Source organism: Prosthecobacter sp. GW821-HT29F12, from assembly GCF_058803405.1.
This window is the reverse complement of the sequence record NZ_CM179517.1, coordinates 109,792-126,930: the sequence shown is the minus strand read 5'-3', so window position 1 is coordinate 126,930 and position 17,139 is coordinate 109,792. Positions and strand designations below refer to the sequence as shown.

The window sequence follows — 17,139 nt, the reverse complement described above, 5'->3', positions numbered from 1 at the left end:
GCATCAAGGCACCGGAGTTTCAGCGATCAACTGCCGCGCGAGTTCCACCCCGGTCATGCCATCGGCGGCATGTTCGAGACGATGTCCCATGACGACGACGGCGACAGCCTGAATGTCTTCCGGCAGCACCATCGCCCGTCCGCTCAGCAAGGCCCAAGCTCGGGCGGCAGCAAGCACTGACAGCCCGGCACGCGGAGAGAGGCCGTGCCCCTGCACACGGCTGGCGGCCAGCAGGTCCTGCAGGTAATCGAGCAATGCAGGCGAGGCGTATACCGCACGCGTCCAGGTTTGCAGCTGCTGCAGTTCGATGAAGGTCATCGCCGGCTGCATCGCGCGCAGCATCTCGCGGCGCTCCTGGCCTTCGAGCAACGCACGCTCAGCGGTGCGGTCTGGAACTCCGAGCGCGAGACGCATGAGAAAGCGGTCCATCTGCGACTCCGGCAGCATGAAGGTGCCGATTTGTGAAGATGGGTTCTGCGTGGCGATGACAAAGAACGGTTCCGGCAAAGGATGCGTGGAACCATCCGCCGTGATCTTGCCTTCCTCCATGGCTTCGAGCAAAGCTGACTGAGTCTTGGGCGTGGCGCGGTTGATTTCATCCGCCAGCAGCACCTGGGTGAAGACCGGGCCGCGATGGAAATGAAACGCCGCCGTGTCACGGTCATACACCGAGGCACCGAGGATGTCTGCTGGCAGGAGATCGCTGGTGAACTGCACTCGACGAAACCCCAGACCCAGCGCCTGCGCGAGCGCCTGAGAGAGCATCGTTTTGCCGACGCCGGGCTGATCTTCAAACAGCAGGTGGCCACGTGCCAGCAGGCAGGTCACCGCGAGGCGCACGACATTCTCTTTGCCAAGAATGATCTGCGACACACTCGCGATGATGGTTTCGATTTGTTGGGACGCTTGCAGTGCAGTGGCGGCGGGCAGCATGGCGTCGGTGGGGGAATGGGATGCGCGTGAGGACACGAGTGGAGGGATTATGCCATCAAATGTCGCCGATATGCCTGCTGGAAAGCAAGCCTGCATTCGCCCGCGCAGACAAATTGATGCTTAGTGATGCTTAGTGATGCTTAGTGATGCTTAGTGATGCTTAGATCTGCTGCAGCTTGTTCCGCTCGTTCGGAGTGTGGCAGACGGGGCAGATGGTCACGTCGATCTTGCGTTTGGCCTCGCATGCATAGGCGGTGCCGCAGATACGGCACTGGATTGCGATGCGCCGCCGATAAACTTCGCGTTTTCGATCGCGCCAAAAGCTGTGAAACCACAGCACGCAGACCGTGGTGACTCCGACCGCCATGAACAGAATGATCAAACCACCGAGCGGGATGGGAATCATGGCGTGGCAGCCACCTCCCAGCGGAAGGAAATTTCGCCCCACTCAACACGCTTGACCTCAGAAGGGGTGAACCGAAGCGTGCGAATGGCGGCATGCAGCTGCTGCATGATTTCAGCATCCTCGACACTGCTCAGCGGCAGCGCCGTGACAATCTGTCCGGCAGTGCCAATGGCGACACGGAACTGAACCCGCGTGGGCTGAGTGAGCTTGATGCTGCTAAGTTCCACATTGGCAGGCCCGCGCTTTGCCAGAGAAGGGCTCATGATGGCATGCAGCTTCGCGGCGGGTGGCAGGGCCACAGATTTGACGTCACGGCGTGGCACCGGTGGCAGCACATCCGCAGCTGCGGTGAACAGACGCGGCTGATGGATGGCGGCAGTCGCAGGCTCGAGCTCGCGCAGCTTGATTTCATGGCCGACAAAGGAGGGTTGGAAGGCCAGCAGCTGGCTTTGGACCGGCGCCACGGAGTCGGAGTCGCTCAGCAGGGCAAAGCTGCGGTCCTGTGCGCGGTGGATGAGCGCGAGCTCAGCGGGATTGTTGGGATCCAGCGAGATCACATGCTGCGGCGTGACCGGCAACCGCTGCGACACTGGATGAACAATGCGGAAGATGAAGAAGAAACCGGACATCGCGGCCATCAGCACCACCAGCGCCCCGACAAGACGCCACATCGAGTGATCGCGCACATCCCAGGCGAAGATCAGCCCGGGGGTGTTCGAATGCGATTTCGTGGACATCGTGATCTGCGGCGTTTTACGCTTTCGGTGGGACGGTGGAATACGCGACTTCGTAGCCGAGTTCGAGGGCGATGTTGCCGATCTCGGTCACACGGCCATGGGTCGCCTGTTTGGCGGCGTGGATGATAACGCGGCGTTCGCCTTCGCGGTTTGCCTTGAGCTTTTCCCGCAGTTCGGCGGTGATGAGGCGCACCCCGTCAAAATACAGCGCATTCTCCATTCCGGCGGGAACGGTGATGATGTGGGCGCGATCAAAACCTGTCAGCCGCGAGTTCGACTGCGGCTGCTCCACCTTGATGCCGGACTGCACTACAAAGTTGCTGGTGAGGAGGAAATACACCAGCAGCAGCAGGATCGTGTTCAGCAATGGCACCGTGTACAGCCAGGGACTTTGCTTGGGCAGATGACTCTCGAGCTTCATGGTTGATACGGCGGTAGGCGCAGTATCGGAGGCGCGAAGTGGTTGGGCCAGCCGAAAATGCGCTGAGGGCGCTTATCCTTTCATCCCGCGGCCGCGCGATTTCGTCATCGGCGGCGCGGCTTCCGCCGGGCGGAATTCCACGATGTTGTCAGTGCTGTTGGCGTCTTCGATCAGATTCACGATTTCGATGCCGGCGCGCTCCAGATCATGCATCAGGGAGCGGGCACGGGCGCTGAGAAAGGCAAAGGAGAGATAGGCTGGGATCGCCACGACCAGACCGAGAGCCGAAGTGATCAGGCTCTGATAGACGCCGCGTGCCACATCTGCCTGCGTCGCGACGCCATTGGCGGAGGAGAGACTGGTAAAGCTGTCCAGCAGGCCGATCACCGTGCCCAGCAGGCCGATCAGCGGTGCTGCATGCGCGATGGCGTTCAGGATGCCCAGAAAGCGCTCCAGCCTCGGCACCTCAAGCTGACCTGCCTCCTGCACGATCTCCTTGAGCTGCTCGCGCGGCGCATGATGCCGCAGCAGCGCCGCGTGGATCACCCTCCCGGCAGGCACCCGTGTCGCCACGCATTCCTGCAGGGCCTCAGCGAAGTTTTTGCGACGGATCAGACTGGCCAGTCCGGCCAAGAATTCACCGACGTTCATGCTCGCCCGGTGGAAGTAGGCCAAACGCTCGATGAAAATAGCTCCGGCGAAGCACAGGCACCCTATGAGGAGCCATACGAGCGGTCCGCCTTTGGAGATAAGATCTATCATGTGCCGAAAATCAGAAAGAGTATGGGTTGAGACTGGCACCCCACGCCAGTTCGGGAGAGACGTGAAATACCTAGCATGTTTTATGCCGAGACTGATAGCTTGTAAACACTGGAAATAAACTGGATGGAGGGACGGAGGTCAAGTGGGGAAGATTTCAGGGCGGTCAAAGGAGGGGCAAGCCTCGTTAAAATGACCAAAAAGCCCTTCCGTCGGGGCGGTAATTCCAGCCCCCTTTTTGACCTCCTGACGTGACATTCATACCAAAACCCATCACCTCCCAGCCTTGATTCCCCTTCCCTAACCCGCTCCAATGCCTGCATGAATCCTTTCGATCTTCAGGTCAATGGCTACGCCGGCACCGACTTCAACGGTGACAACCTCACCGCCGAATCCCTCCACCACGCCTGTGAGGCCCTGGCGGAGGACGGGTGCGATGCCATCCTGGCCACTTTCATCACGGATGAAATCCCCACCCTGGAGCGCCGCATCGGCAAACTGGTCGAACTCCGTGAAAAGGATGAACTCGCCCGCCGCATCATCACCGGCATCCATATTGAGGGGCCATTCATCAATCCCATCAAAGGCTACGTGGGTGCTCACCCGCCGCAGGCCGTGAAGCCCGCGAATGTGGACGACGCCAAGCGCCTCCTCGCCGCAGCCGGGGGGCTGGCCAAGCTCGTGACCCTCGCCCCGGAGCACGACGAAGGCAGCAAGACTACCGCCTACCTGGCCTCCCAGGGCGTCACCATTTCCGCCGGTCATTGCGATCCCTCGCTCGATCAGCTCAACGCCGCCTGCGACGCCGGCCTGACGATGTTTACCCACCTCGGCAACGGCTGCCCCATCCAGATGCACCGCCATGACAACATCATCCAGCGCGCCCTCAGCCTGCATGACCGCCTCTGGCTCTGCTTCATCCCCGATGGCGTGCACGTGCCTTTCTTTGTGCTGAAAAACTGGCTGGACGGCATCGGCCTGGAGCGCACCATTTTCGTCACCGACGCCATCTCAGCCGCACGCCTCGGCCCCGGCCGCTACACCCTCGCCGGGTGGGATATCCTCATCGGGGAAGACCTTGTGGCCCGCTCGCCGGATGGCACGCATTTTGTCGGCAGCACCGTCACCGTGCCGCGGATCAAGGCGAATGCCTTTGCGGAGTTGGGGATGAGTGATGCAGATTTGAAGCAGGTGCTGGATGTGAATCCGAGATTGGCGATTGCTGGAATATAGGCCAGTCTCTGCAAAGCTGGAGAGACACCAAAATTTGAACTGCCGTGAAAGTAAAAAAATACTCTTACAGAATTCAACACGCATGCTTTGAATGCCGTAAGTCTTTCAAGTTCGAGTACCTATCCATGGAACACCAGCGAAGGACGTGGTTGAGTCAAAAGATTTCAGGCCGCCGACCTGCTACTGAATTTTTAGAAAATAAACACATCTGCCCCGAATGCTCCAAATCGGTTCATATGATGGGAAGAGCGTTCAGAGCTCCAAAATTGGAAGATATCGAAGGATGGAAGGCTGCTGAGCTACTATTTTTGGCCGGTTATCGTTTTTGGTCATCTGTCGGCAAGCTGCCCACTACTCGCCGTGAAGCACTGAAGTTCATTGCCGATAATCCAAAAAAAACTGAAGGCGAACGCCTCAGCCAGCGCATCAAATCCAAATATTCTTTGGTTAACATGTGAATCCACTTCTCTGGCTCGACTCCCATCGCGGACGCTACACCATCGTCCGCTGGCTCTTCCCACGCCTGCTGGCAGGCATCTACCTCATCGCTTTCGCCTCATGGTGTGTGCAGTATGACGGACTGGTGGGCGAGAATGGCATCCTGCCCGCGAAGACACTCCTCGAAAACGTCCATGCGTTTGAAGAGCGCGAGCATCAGACGCTGTTCTGGCAGCTTCCCAGCATCTTCCATTGGCATTACAGCGATGCCTTTGCGCATGGCTGCCTGATCACCTGCTGCGTGCTGGCCGTGCTTGTGATGGCCGGAGTGGCGCAGGGGCCGCTGCTGGCATTGCTGTGGTTTGGATATCTCTCCTTCGCCACCATGGGAGATATCTTCATGGGCTACCAGTGGGATGCGCTGCTGCTGGAAGCCGGATTTCTCGCGCTGTTCCTCGCGCCATGGCGTTTGTGGTCGTGGCGCGAACCGACGGACCCGCCGCGCGGCTCAATTTTTCTCCTGCACTGGCTGCTCTTCCGCCTGATGTTTCTCTCTGGCTATGTGAAGATCGGCGGGGGTGACCTGCCTTGGCAGGACATGACGGCGCTGCTCTACCATTATGAGACACAGCCACTGCCGAATGGCTTTTCGTGGTTCGCGCATCATGCGCCGCGCTGGATCCACGTGACGAGCTGCTGGATCATGTATGGCATCGAGCTGGGTCTGCCCTTTGCGATTTTTCTCGGACGCTGGGGTCGTCTCGCTGCCGCGCTGGGTTTTCTCATCCTCATGGCCATGATCTCCGCCACGGGGAACTACAATTTCTTCGACCTGCTTACCGCTGCACTCGCCGTCACGCTCTTGGATGACTGCTGGTTTCCCAAGCGCCTGCGCCACTGGCTGCGAATCGATCCCGAAGCCCCGCGCCCGTCCTTTGCCCGCTGGACGCAATGGCCTGCGCTGGCTGCGGTTTTGCCTGTAATGCTGGTCACCCTGCTGGCTGCCGATTCCTTTCTGGCCGGGCGTATTCCCCATTTCAAGCCGGTGCTTCCCGCCGTGCTGCATGAGAAGCTCGACGTCCCCATCGGCCACACGCGCTCATTCAATGCCTATGGCCTCTTTCAGGACATGACCGAGGAGCGGCCCGAGATCATTCTCGAAGTCAGCGACGACGGCGCTCTCTTCCTGCCGCTGGAATTTAAATACAAGCCCGGCGAAACGAAACGCAGCCCGCCATTCATCGCCCCGCATCAGCCGCGGCTGGACTGGCAGATGTGGTTCGCCGCCCTGTATCCCGGTTATGATCCGCAGCGGGATGCGAACCCAAACTCCCCCATGCACTGGTTTGGCCAGTTCTGCACCGCCCTGCTCCAGCACAAGCAGCCGGTGTGGGACCTGCTGGAGCCCCCGCCCTTCCCCATCGAAAAAATCACCCACATCCGTGCCAAACTCTACCGCTACCATTTCACCAGCCCGGAGGTGAGGGAAGCATCCGGGGAGTGGTGGGAGCGTGAACTCAGCGGCAATTTCAGCGGAACTATGTCGCTAAAAGCCTCTGGAAGATGATTCATGCGACATTCCTCTTGCGTCTGTTCCATCCTGCGGCACTATCGCGACCCCTCGTTCGGTTTCGAATAAGGGAAACAACCTTCGGGGCGTAGCTCAGCCTGGTAGAGCGCTTGCTTTGGGAGCAAGAAGTCGTCAGTTCGAATCTGGCCGCCCCGACCATCTAAGATTTAAAATCTCAGATCTCACTCCCGCCGCATGTCCGCCCTTTACGCCACCGCCCTGAACACCTTCAAGGAAATGGGCTGGCTCTACCGAGAAGTACCCGAGCATTCCGTCATCGAGGCTGATTTTGAAGCGCACCACACCAAGATCCCTCTGCACGTGCAGGTTTTTGGAGAGACGCACATCATCACCGTCGTCTCAAACTCCACCCTGCAGGTGCCGCCCTCCCATCGCCTGCCGGTGTGCGAGCTGCTCATGCGCACAAACAAGGATCTGAACCTCGGTAACTTCGAGCTCGAATGGGAGAGCGGCCAGGTGATGTTCCGCGTCACGAATGTCTTCCCGCCAAACCGCCACGATGCGCGCATCATTGCCAGCCTCGTGCATTCCGCCGTGGCGGAGTTGGACCGTCTCACGCCGTTTCTCGGTGAAATCATCCAGACGCCCAAAGGCGAACTACTGCTGCTCAAGGTCGCGGACCTGATGAAACGCGCAGATTTGCTCCCGCCCGTGCCCGAGGCCGAGTGATTGGACGTGACACGGGCAGTCCGCCTGTGCTTTTGTGGCCGCGAACAGGCTTTCCCAATGTCCGCCCGCTACACACTCCCGCAGCACCCGGCTTTCAGCGACCCGCTGTCCAAGGAGGATCTGTACACGCTCGTGGCCCGCGGCTCCCTCGCCCGGGGTGAGATGTGCATGGATGAGGACACAGGCCATATGCACACCGTGGGGGAACTGGTCAGCGGCATGCGCCGTCCCAATGCCAGCAGCGGCCAGGCGCGGATCGCCCGCCCCATGTATCGTGAGATTAGTCCTGACACTGAACTTCCGGACGAGCCGACAGCAGAGGCAGAAGAAGAAGAAGAAGAAGAAGAGGAGGAGGCAGCCGACGAAGCAGCCCCCGAGGAAAACAAGGATGACGATTTCGACTACTCCCCCAGCGGTGAAATCATCCTGCATCATGCGCATCCATCCTGGCTGGGCTACACCAAGGCGCTGATCCTCTGCCTGCTGCTCACCGTTGCCGGCGCACTGCTATGCGTGATTCAGCTCGAGTATGGTCTCATCGCCCTGCTGTGCGCTTCATCCACCCTCATCGCGGTCGGCATCGCGCGTTACTCGCATGACTACATTGTCACACGCGAACGTGTGGAGCTGATCTGGGGCATCATTGGCCGCAGTTCCAAAGAAGCGCGCATCTGCGACATTCGCAGCATCGACGTTTATGAAGCCGGTCTCAAAGGATTGCTCGGTCTCGGCACCATCGACTTCTCCACCGCCGCCAATGCCGGCATCGAAGTACAATTCAAGGACATGCGCAGTGCCCACGTCGTGAAGGATCTCGTGCGCAAACTGCAGCGGGGGGTGGATCCTACGGATGACTGAAATGAGGAATGACGCATGCAAAATGAAGAATGACGGACCTCACGGCCCAGCATCTCTCATTGGGCGCGTCGTGCTGCTTTCCGCATTCGTCATCTCACTTTCGTCATTCGCCGCAGGCGCCCCCCTCTCCCGTGCCATCGACATACGCATGCTGCCGTATGAGCGCAGTTTGGAAAAACTGCCGGTCGATCTCACTGCCACGATCGGTTTCGTGGAAAGCGGTGGCACGGCTTTTGTACAGGACGACACCGCAGGCACGCATCTGCACTTCAAACCCACGCGCAATGATCTGCGCGTGGGTGACCATGTGCGCATTCAGGGCACCACGACCGCCGGCCTTTATTTTCCCGGAGTCGATGTGGCTGAGTTGCAAATCCTCGGTCATGGGGCTCCTCCCTCTGCGGCCCCCGCCAGCTATGATGATCTGGCCACAGGCCGTTTCCACTACCAGCGTGTGATCGTTGAAGGCCTTGGCCGTACTTTGACGCCGCTGGATGAAAAACGCTCGCTGCTGCGCCTTGCCATCGGCAGCCGGGTACTGGAGGTGCGCGTGGATGCGCCGCTGGAAACCGCTCCGTCGCTTATCGACGCCCGCCTCCGCATCACCGCTCTCGCAGCAGGTGGCATCAATGACCGCCGCCAGCTCGTCTTTCCCTACATCCGCGTCACGGATTGGAATGATGTGGTGATCACCAAAGCCGCGCTGCCTCTCGAAGCGTTGCCCATCACCTCCGTGGTCACTTTGCTGCAGTTCGGTACCGCCGACGAGCCCCACCATCGTGCCAGAATTCGTGGCACCGTGCTGGCGGCTTTTTCCGATGGTCGTGTCTTTTTGCGCGATGCCACTCCGCCGCCACCTCCCCGAGAAGCGCCAAAAGATGCGCCCCCCAAACCGCCGCAATCACCTTCGATCGCGATTCGCCTCATGTCCGCAGTCAATCTCACGTCCGGGCATCGTGCTGAGATCATTGGCTTTCCCATCATGGCCGGATTCAGCGCCTCGCTGGCAGATGCACTCGTGCTGACCACGGAGCCGGATGCTTCGCCTGCCCCAGCGGTTGTTTCTCTCAAAGAATTCCAAGATGGCTCGCATGACGCGGATCTCGTTCACCTGGCCACGCCTGCGGTGCTCAATGATTTCTTCCGCAGTGCAGACGGCTTTGAACTCCGCCTCACCTCGAATGGTACACCGCTGCGCGCCTTTCTGCTGCAATCCAGCGCCCCCGAGCTCGAAATCGGCACGTCCGTTGAACTTACCGGCATCTGCCTCGTCGAGTCATCGACGGACAAAGGGTTCCGCTCTCAGGCCGAACGCGCATCACTTCTGCTGCGCTCGGCAGATGACATTCAAGTGGTCCATTCAGCCCCGTTTTGGACGGCGGGTCGCCTTGTCATCGCCAGCAGCATTCTTGCAGGCATCGTGCTTCTGGCCTTCATTTGGATCGCAGCGCAACGGCGGCAGATCGGAGTCCTGAGCAGCCGCATCGTACAGCAGGCCACGCTGGATGAACGCCAGCGCATCGCGCGAGAGTTTCATGACACGCTGGAGCAGGAGCTCACGGGGCTCTCACTGCGACTGGATGCCGCCACGACGCGACCACTTGAGGACAAAGCCCGCACGCTTATCGAAACCTCCCGCAGTCTTGTCTCCCGCATTCAAAGCGAAGCGCGGAACCTCGTGGCTGATCTGCGTGACACCGCCCAACTGCATGATCTTTTCAGCGCGCTGCGAGAAATCCAAACGCGAATGCCGCCAAATGCACCGGCATTAAAACTGGACCTGCACCCCATTCCGCCCATCACCGGGCCCGTGTCCCATCACCTGCGTATGATCGCCCAGGAGGCCATCACCAATGCGCTCAAGCACGCAGCGGCCACGGAGATTACGCTTCATCTTTCCTCCACTGCTGACATGCTCACGCTGAGCATCGCCGACAATGGCCAGGGCCTCACCGCCAGCGCCGTGACCACCGGCCAGCCCGGCCACTTTGGCTGCATGGGCATCCGCGAGCGCTGCCGCAAAATAAACGCCAACGTTGATTGGCAAAGCCGGCCCAAACAAGGCACCATCGTCACCGTTCGCCTCCCGCTTGACACCTTGACCACTTGACCCACACCGCCGTGTCCGCCTCCCCCATCTCACTCTTGCTTGTCGACGACCACTTCGTCGTCCGCAGCGGCATCGTGGCCTCCCTGGAGCTTGAGGACGATTTCAAGGTCGTGGGTGAAACCGATCGCGGTGAAGAGGCCTCGGCACTCTTTGCCAAGAAGCGGCCGGACGTCGTCCTCATGGATCTGCAACTGCCGGGCATCAGCGGCATCGAGGCCACAGCAGCGCTGCTGCGCGATCACGCCAACGCCCGCGTCCTCATCTTCTCCACCTTTGCCCGCGACGATGAAATCCAGGCGGCGCTCAAGGCGGGTGCCCTCGGTTATCTGCAAAAATCTTCCTCGCGGGACAATCTCCTCGCCGCCATCCGCACCGTGGCCAAAGGCGAACGCAGCCTGCCTGAGGACATCGCCCAGCGGCTCAAAGACCGCCTGGCGGAGCCGGAGATCACGCCACGCGAGCGCGAGATCCTCGCCCTCGTGACGCAAGGCAATGCCAACAAGGAAATCGCCGCCACCCTGGGTATCGGCGAAGACACCGTGAAGCAGCACGTCAGCCGCATTCTCATGAAACTCAAAGTCAACGACCGTGCCCAGGCCACCGCCGAAGCGATCCGCCGTGGACTGGTGCAGGTGTGAAATATCCCCAATAAGTGGCCGGGGCGATCCGCCCCCTCACGAAAGTGGGGTGCCCGAAATGCTGAAAGCGGCCGCAATCCGGCGTTGGTAGGGGCATGACGCGCTCAGTCTCTGTTTTTGCTACACTTCTGCTTACCACCCTCGCTTCCGCTCAAAACGACAGCGGCGGCAATGACACCACGGACAAACCGCTGGCGAAGCCGGTCATGCAGTGGCGGTTTGAAGACGCGAAAGATTCCGGCCCACGTGCACCGACTTTCCCTGGCTTTGCGAAAGATAACACCGCCCAGCGCTTCACTGGCGACGGCAAGAAATCCGCCCTCACCATCAAGGACAGCGAAGAACTGCGCTTTGGTCTGAATGAAACCATCACGCTGGAGGCCTGGGTCAAAGCGGCAGATCTCAGCGGCAGTCCCTACATCCTGGGCAAGGGCCGCCTTGGCACCAAGGAATTTGGCACAGAGAATCAAAACTACGCGCTGCGTCTGCAAACGGCGAAAGGCGGTGCGCAGATCGGCTTCCTATTCCACAGTGCTGATGTTCCCGGCAAGAAGGGCGCATGGCACCGCTGGTGGTCCAAAGACACGCTGCCGACCTCCGGCTGGCACCACGTCGCGGTCACATATACTTTTGGCAAACTCAAGAGCATCAAAGGCTACATCGACGGACGCGAAACCGACGGCGTGTGGGACATGGGTGGCGAGACGGATCGTGCACCCGTTACTGACGGAGACTCACTCATGATCGGCAGCGGCTCCACGCTGGCAGCCTCCCACTCGCTGAATGGCTGGCTGGATGACGTGGCGATCTATCGTGGGCCTGTGGATGTCGCGGCACTCAAAGCGAAGTATCAGTTTGTGCCTCCGCCACCACCCGTGGCGAAGAAAGAGGTGCCTGCCGGACGCGTGCTGGTGCAACTGGCCGAGGAAGGCATGCCCGAAGCCAATGCTTGGCCGAGTGAGCACCCCAAAGTGGGTGAAACCTACACGGAGGACGTGTTCGGCTTCTTCGATGTGCCGCAGAAGTATGTGGACACCGGAGTGCGTGGCGAGCGCCACGTCCCTTTCCTGCTGCGCGCTGCCGCCAGCGTGACATTCCCAAAAGGCAAACACCGCCTGCTGCTGCGCGCACGTGGCGCCACGAATCTCTACATCGACAACAAAACGATCCTCACCACGCCCTTCCCACCCAATGACAGCGATGGTCATCATCTGGTGACCGACCAGCAAGGCTATCTCGACTTGGGTCCTGACTTCCGTTTTGTGCCTCCAGGCAATCGTGAATCGTGGTGCGAGTTTGAAGGCACCGGCAAACCACAGTTCATCGTGCTGGAGACCCTGGTGGGCAGCTACGCTGGCAAGGCGGCACGCCGTCCCGAACTCGGTGAAACCGTTGTCGCCTGGTCTCAGCAAGGCACTGAAACCTGGAAACTGATCACCCCCGGCAAACGCGAAGTGGCTTATAACGATGCTGGCTGGACCGCTTACGAACAGGAGCGCAACGCCCACTACGCTGAGATCAACGCCAAGAAACGCGCCGAGCTGCGCGCACAGTCCGCGCCTTACTGGGCCACGCGCCGTAAAGCAGCGGAAGCATGGCTGGCCAAGAATCCAGCGGGCGAAGGGAGCATTGATGCGTTCATCGCCGCGAAGATCGACAGCGTGAAATCACAGGATGCCCACAAAGGCAGCATTGATTATTTCAAGGACATCCAGCCCATCCTCGAAGCCAAATGCACCGAGTGCCATCGCGGCGCGAAAGCCAAAGGCGGATTGCATCTCGACTCGCTCGCAGATGCGGTGAAAGGCGGCAAGTCTGACGGTGCTGCGGTCGATCCCGGCAAGCCGGATCACAGTTCCATCATCGCCCGCATCACTTCTTCTGATGAAGACGAGATCATGCCGCCCAAGGGCAAGCCTTTGACCAAGGATGAGATCGCGCTGTTGACCACGTGGATCAAGGAAGGCGCACACTGGCCGGAGATTCGTGCTGATCACCTCACGCTCACACCCCTGACGGATGACCTCACCTTCCTGCGCCGCGTCTACCTTGACACCGTGGGTGTGCCGCCATCGCTGGAGGAGATTGCCGCATTTGAAAAGAACCCCGACCGCAAGGCGGCCATCGACAAACTCCTCGCCGACCCACGCTGGGCAGACAACTGGATGGGCTACTGGCAGGATGTGCTGGCGGAGAACCCAAACATCCTCAACCCCACACTGAACAACACAGGCCCCTTCCGCTGGTGGTTGTATGAGTCGTTGCAGGACAACAAGCCGATGGACTTCTTTGTCACAGAACTCCTCCGCATGCGCGGCAGCGAGCGCCTCGGCGGCCCCGCCGGATTTGGCACGGCCTCGCAGAATGATGTGCCGATGGCGGCCAAGGGGACCATCGTCAGCACCGCATTCCTTGGCGTGGAAATGAAATGCGCACGCTGCCACGACTCACCTACTGGCAAATCGTTGCAGCAGGATCTCTTCGAACTCGCCGCCATGCTGGGCACGAAGGAAATCGAAGTGCCTAAGACCAGCAGCGTGCCGATGGATAAGATCCACGCTGGAGGTCGCAAACCTTTGATTCAAGTGACGCTGCAGCCCGGCACCAAAGTGCAGCCTAAGTGGCCCTTTGCTGAGTTCTGCGATGAAGCCGCAGCGAAACTTGCGGAAGATCCCAAAGACAGCCGCGATGTGCTGGCCGCCATGATCACCGCGCCGCAAAATGAGCGCTTTGCCCAGGTCATCGCCAATCGTGTGTGGGCACGCTTCATGGGCCGCGGCATCGTGGAACCCATCGAAGACTGGGAGAAAGGCAAACCCACGCATCCCGAGTTGCTCAAGTGGCTGGGTCGTGAATTCGTCAGCGGCGGCTACGACATGAAACACCTGGCGCGTCTTATCTTGAACAGCCAGGCCTACCAGCGCGCCACGGATCCAGCCTTGAAGCAGACCAGCCCTCTCTTCACCAGCCCAGCGCCACGGCGCCTGCAGGCGGAGCAGATTGTGGACTCGCTCTTCGCAGCCACCGGCAAGCCCTTCCACACCGAAGAAGTCTGCCTCGACATCGACAATACTCGCGACCTCAAGAATGCCATCCATCTGGGCAAACCGCACCGCAGTTGGATGCTCACCAGCACCAGCAATGAACGCGACCGCCCCAGCCTGGCCCTGCCCCGCATCCAGGCTGTCACGGATGTGCTCAGCGCCTTTGGCTGGCGTGGTTCTCGTCAGGATCCCATCAGCAAACGCGACGCCGATCCGAACGTGTTGCAGCCCGCCATCCTAAGCAACGGCACGCTTGGCATCTGGCTCACACGCTTGAGCAACGACCACGGCATCACCACCCTCGCGTTGCAAAACGAATCCCTCGACCAGTTCATCGATCAGCTCTTCCTCAAGCTCCTCACCCGCCATCCCTCCTCTGAAGAACGTGCTCTTTACACGAAGCACCTGAGTGCTGGCTTTGACGCGCGCATTCAGCCGGCATCTAAGAGCCAGACACCAGCTGTCACCCGCACCCGCGAAAAATACGTGAGCTGGTCCAATCACCTCGACGGCGAAGCCACCACGGTGCGCATGGCCCAGGAAACCGCCGCCCGTGCAGGTGACCCGCCGACGGAAAAACTCGATCCTGCATGGCGTGGCCGCATGGAAGACGTGCTGTGGGCGCTGCTGAACGCGCCTGAGTGGGAGTTTAGCCCATAAAGAATGACACCACCGGCCTCCACTACCCCACGAAAGTGAGGGGCCAGAAAGAATGAAACCGATCTTTTGCTAACGTTTGATATCACATCATGAAACGCCGCTCCTTTCTCACCTCCGCCGCCGCATTTGGCGCGGCACCGTTGTTTGCGAACAACACGCCTGTCCACATGCCGAAGGGCAAGGCGGAGCATTGCATCTTCATCTGGCTGGGAGGTGGCATGGCACAGATCGACACCTTTGACCCGAAGAAACTCGGCAACAACACGGACAAGACCAAGGTCGCCGGCTCGCTCTACAAGGCCATCGACACGACCGTCCCCGGTGTGCAGGTAACGGAGCACCTCAGCCAGACGGCCAAGGTCATGGAGCACGTGACGGTGATGCGCACGGTGAATCATCACGTCATCGACGAGCACGCCTTCGCCACGAACATCGTCCACACAGGGCGCATGATTTCTGGAAACGTGGTGTATCCCAGCATCGGCTCCATCATCGCGCATGAGCGCGGTGCCGTGGGTGGTGAGGTGCCGCCGTACATCCTCATCGGTTATCCGAATGTCAGCCGTGGTCCGGGCTTCCTCGGCGCGAAGGCGGGTTACGTCTATCTCACCGACACCAACACCGGCCCCGCCGGCTTTTCGCGTCCGGATTTCGTCGATGAAAAACGCGCGCTCACCCGTGAGCAATTGCTCGCGCCGCTCATGGCTCGTGCACCGAAGGAATCCGCCATTGCCGACTACAAGACCGCTCAGGAGCAGGCGCTCAGCCTCTCCGGCCCGCAGTTCATGCGGCATTTCAATCTCAAGGAAGAACCCGCCGCACTGCGCAATGCGTATGGTGGTGAATTCGGCCAGCGCTGTCTGCTCTCCCGTCGCCTTGTGCAGGCAGGGGTGCGTTTCATCGAGGTTTCACACAACCTCAACTTCATGAACGGCACCGGCTGGGACATTCACAACGAAGGCTACAAAAACCAGCACCTCCTCATTCAGGAACTCGACACCGCCCTTGCTGCGCTGATCCGCGACTTGAAGGACAAGAAGCTCCTCGACAAGACCCTGATCGTCGTCGGCACGGAATTCGGTCGCCCGCCAGAGTTCGATGGACGCGGTGGTCGTGGCCACCAAGGCACCACCTTCTCCATGGTTCTCGCCGGTGGCGGGCTCAACCACTGTGGTGCCTACGGAGTCAGCGATGAGCTATCCAAAAAGCCCGTCGAGAATCCCGTCCCTCTTGTGGATTTCCACGCAACGATCCATGCCGCGATGGGCATCGATCCCAGCAAGGAGCTGATGGATGGCACGCGTCCCGTGCCGATCACCGATGGCGGCAAGCCGGTTGCGGCTTTATTTGGCTGAGCCGAGGCTCCTGCCCTTCAAGTTTCGGCTTTCCCTTGCGAAGCTTCGCCATCCATCGGCGTACTCTTTGCACATGAAATCCGCCTCCCTGCTCTGCGCCCTCTCCCTCACCACCGCGCTCCTTTCCCACGCTGCCGATGACGACGGCTTTGTGCCCATGTTCAACGGCAAAGACCTCAGCGGCTGGGTGAATGCGAACTGCGCACCTGAGACATGGAGCATCAAAGACGGCATCATTCGCTGCACAGGCATTCCCACTGGCGCCATGCGCACCGAGAAGCAGTATGAAAATTTCATCCTGGAGTGCGAGTGGCGGCACCTCACCAGCGGCGGCAACTCTGGCGTTTTCATCTGGGGCAGCCCCATCTCCGCACCGGGCGTGCCCTTCCTCCGCGGCATTGAGGTTCAGGTGCTGGACCAAGGCTACATGAAGCACGCTGATCCCACAAAGCCGCGCTGGTTCACCACGCATGGCGATGTCTTCCCCATCCACGGCGCCACCATGGAGCCGCATGGCGACCATAACGGCCAGCGCAGCTTTCCCAGCGAGGAACGCAGCAAGTCCTCGCCCGAATGGAACCACTACCGCATCACCGGCAACAACGGCACGCTCACCCTCGCCGTGAATGGCAAGGTTGTCAGCGGTGGTGACAAATGCTTCTGGCGCAAAGGCTACCTTGCCCTCGAATCAGAAGGCGCATCCGTCGAGTTCCGCAATGTGCGCATCAAAGAACTGCCCTCCACCGGTGCCACCACCGCCGACTCCGCCCCGCTGGATCAAGGCTGGAAGCATCTCTACAACGGCCTCGATCTGCGTGGCTGGAAAGTGGCAGCAGGAACCGAAGCTCACTGGAAACCCTCCAACTGGAACATCAAACTCGAAGCGACCGACGGCCAGGAATCCACGCCACTGTGGAGCGAGGCTGAAATCGCCAATGGCGAATTCATCGCGGACTTCCAACTCCTCAAATCCGCCGACCTCAACACGCCCTGCACCGGCTTTTGCGTTCGTGGTCAAACCAGCCCCGCCGTCCTCATCGGCACCGGCAAAGCTCCCATCGTCTTCGGCCCGGATCAAGTGAAGCTCGGCAAATGGTACCGCCTCCGTCTCAAACTCGACGGCACGAAAGCCACCGCGACGCTGACTGAAACGCAGGAAGCCAATCCGCAAACCCTGGAAGCCACGCTCGAAGGCCCAGCGAAAGGCCACGTGGGCATCGCAGATTTCGGCACCCCGATAACCTTCGCAAATTTCTTTGTGCGGGAATGATTGGAAGTGCGATGGAC

15 protein-coding genes and 1 tRNA gene are annotated in these 17,139 nt (G+C 60.0%); 11 read left to right on the top strand and 5 right to left on the bottom strand.

The genetic code is table 11. The annotated features are described in order from the left end of the window. Positions 1–3: 3 nt before the first annotated feature. The 5 genes from AC3RLQ_RS00450 to AC3RLQ_RS00430 all read right to left on the bottom strand — a co-directional run bounded on the left by AC3RLQ_RS00450 (position 4) and on the right by AC3RLQ_RS00430 (position 3,259). Positions 4–933, bottom strand: a complete 930-nt coding sequence (locus tag AC3RLQ_RS00450) for an AAA family ATPase (protein WP_493038800.1) — start codon at positions 931–933, stop codon at positions 4–6. Positions 934–1,093: 160 nt separating this feature from the next. Continuing rightward, complete coding sequence (locus AC3RLQ_RS00445; RefSeq protein ID WP_294400134.1) at positions 1,094–1,339, bottom strand: hypothetical protein; 246 nt, start codon at positions 1,337–1,339, stop codon at positions 1,094–1,096. After that, complete coding sequence (locus AC3RLQ_RS00440; RefSeq protein ID WP_493033310.1) at positions 1,336–2,076, bottom strand: hypothetical protein; 741 nt, start codon at positions 2,074–2,076, stop codon at positions 1,336–1,338. Before AC3RLQ_RS00440 ends, AC3RLQ_RS00445 begins: the two co-directional genes overlap by 4 nt. A 16-nt stretch (positions 2,077–2,092) precedes the next feature. Then, positions 2,093–2,497 (bottom strand): biopolymer transporter ExbD, encoded by a 405-nt coding sequence (locus AC3RLQ_RS00435; protein WP_461526411.1) that lies wholly within the window; start codon positions 2,495–2,497, stop codon positions 2,093–2,095. A gap of 72 nt (positions 2,498–2,569) precedes the next feature. Then, positions 2,570–3,259 carry a MotA/TolQ/ExbB proton channel family protein gene (locus AC3RLQ_RS00430; RefSeq protein WP_294400131.1) on the bottom strand — a complete coding sequence of 230 codons (690 nt, stop codon included), beginning with the start codon at positions 3,257–3,259 and terminating at the stop codon, positions 2,570–2,572. Between the two features lie 318 nt (positions 3,260–3,577). Here AC3RLQ_RS00430 and AC3RLQ_RS00425 point away from each other — a divergent pair, with 318 nt between their 5' ends. The 11 genes from AC3RLQ_RS00425 to AC3RLQ_RS00375 all read left to right on the top strand — a co-directional run bounded on the left by AC3RLQ_RS00425 (position 3,578) and on the right by AC3RLQ_RS00375 (position 17,122). Beyond that, a complete protein-coding gene (locus AC3RLQ_RS00425; RefSeq protein ID WP_493033308.1) occupies positions 3,578–4,489 on the top strand; it encodes an N-acetylglucosamine-6-phosphate deacetylase in 912 nt (303 codons plus the stop codon). Positions 4,490–4,614: 125 nt separating this feature from the next. Beyond that, the gene (locus tag AC3RLQ_RS00420; RefSeq protein ID WP_493033306.1) at positions 4,615–4,947 is read left to right on the top strand and encodes a hypothetical protein; all 333 of its coding nucleotides are present in this window, start codon (positions 4,615–4,617) and stop codon (positions 4,945–4,947) included. Then, on the top strand, positions 4,944–6,494 hold the full coding sequence (locus AC3RLQ_RS00415) for a lipase maturation factor family protein (protein ID WP_493033304.1): 1,551 nt from the start codon (positions 4,944–4,946) through the stop codon (positions 6,492–6,494). The genes AC3RLQ_RS00420 and AC3RLQ_RS00415 overlap by 4 nt, the downstream gene beginning before the upstream one ends. An 85-nt stretch (positions 6,495–6,579) precedes the next feature. Next, a tRNA-Pro gene (locus tag AC3RLQ_RS00410) sits at positions 6,580–6,656 on the top strand. 36 nt (positions 6,657–6,692) lie between these two features. Further along, entirely contained in the window at positions 6,693–7,187 is a 495-nt protein-coding gene (locus AC3RLQ_RS00405) for a YbjN domain-containing protein (protein WP_493033302.1), read from the top strand. A 57-nt stretch (positions 7,188–7,244) separates the two neighbouring features. Continuing rightward, positions 7,245–8,045, top strand: a complete 801-nt coding sequence (locus AC3RLQ_RS00400) for a PH domain-containing protein (RefSeq protein WP_493033300.1) — start codon at positions 7,245–7,247, stop codon at positions 8,043–8,045. Between the two features lie 22 nt (positions 8,046–8,067). Beyond that, a complete protein-coding gene (locus AC3RLQ_RS00395) occupies positions 8,068–10,155 on the top strand; it encodes a sensor histidine kinase (RefSeq protein WP_493033298.1) in 2,088 nt (695 codons plus the stop codon). Positions 10,156–10,166: 11 nt separating this feature from the next. After that, positions 10,167–10,793: a response regulator gene (locus tag AC3RLQ_RS00390; RefSeq protein WP_493033296.1), complete on the top strand. Its 627-nt coding sequence runs from the start codon at positions 10,167–10,169 to the stop codon at positions 10,791–10,793. Positions 10,794–10,888: 95 nt separating this feature from the next. Continuing rightward, positions 10,889–14,497, top strand: a complete 3,609-nt coding sequence (locus AC3RLQ_RS00385) for a DUF1553 domain-containing protein (RefSeq protein ID WP_493033294.1) — start codon at positions 10,889–10,891, stop codon at positions 14,495–14,497. A gap of 89 nt (positions 14,498–14,586) precedes the next feature. After that, a complete protein-coding gene (locus tag AC3RLQ_RS00380) occupies positions 14,587–15,852 on the top strand; it encodes a DUF1501 domain-containing protein (protein WP_422321274.1) in 1,266 nt (421 codons plus the stop codon). Positions 15,853–15,925: 73 nt separating this feature from the next. Next, positions 15,926–17,122 (top strand): 3-keto-disaccharide hydrolase, encoded by a 1,197-nt coding sequence (locus AC3RLQ_RS00375; RefSeq protein WP_493033292.1) that lies wholly within the window; start codon positions 15,926–15,928, stop codon positions 17,120–17,122. Positions 17,123–17,139: the final 17 nt, after the last annotated feature.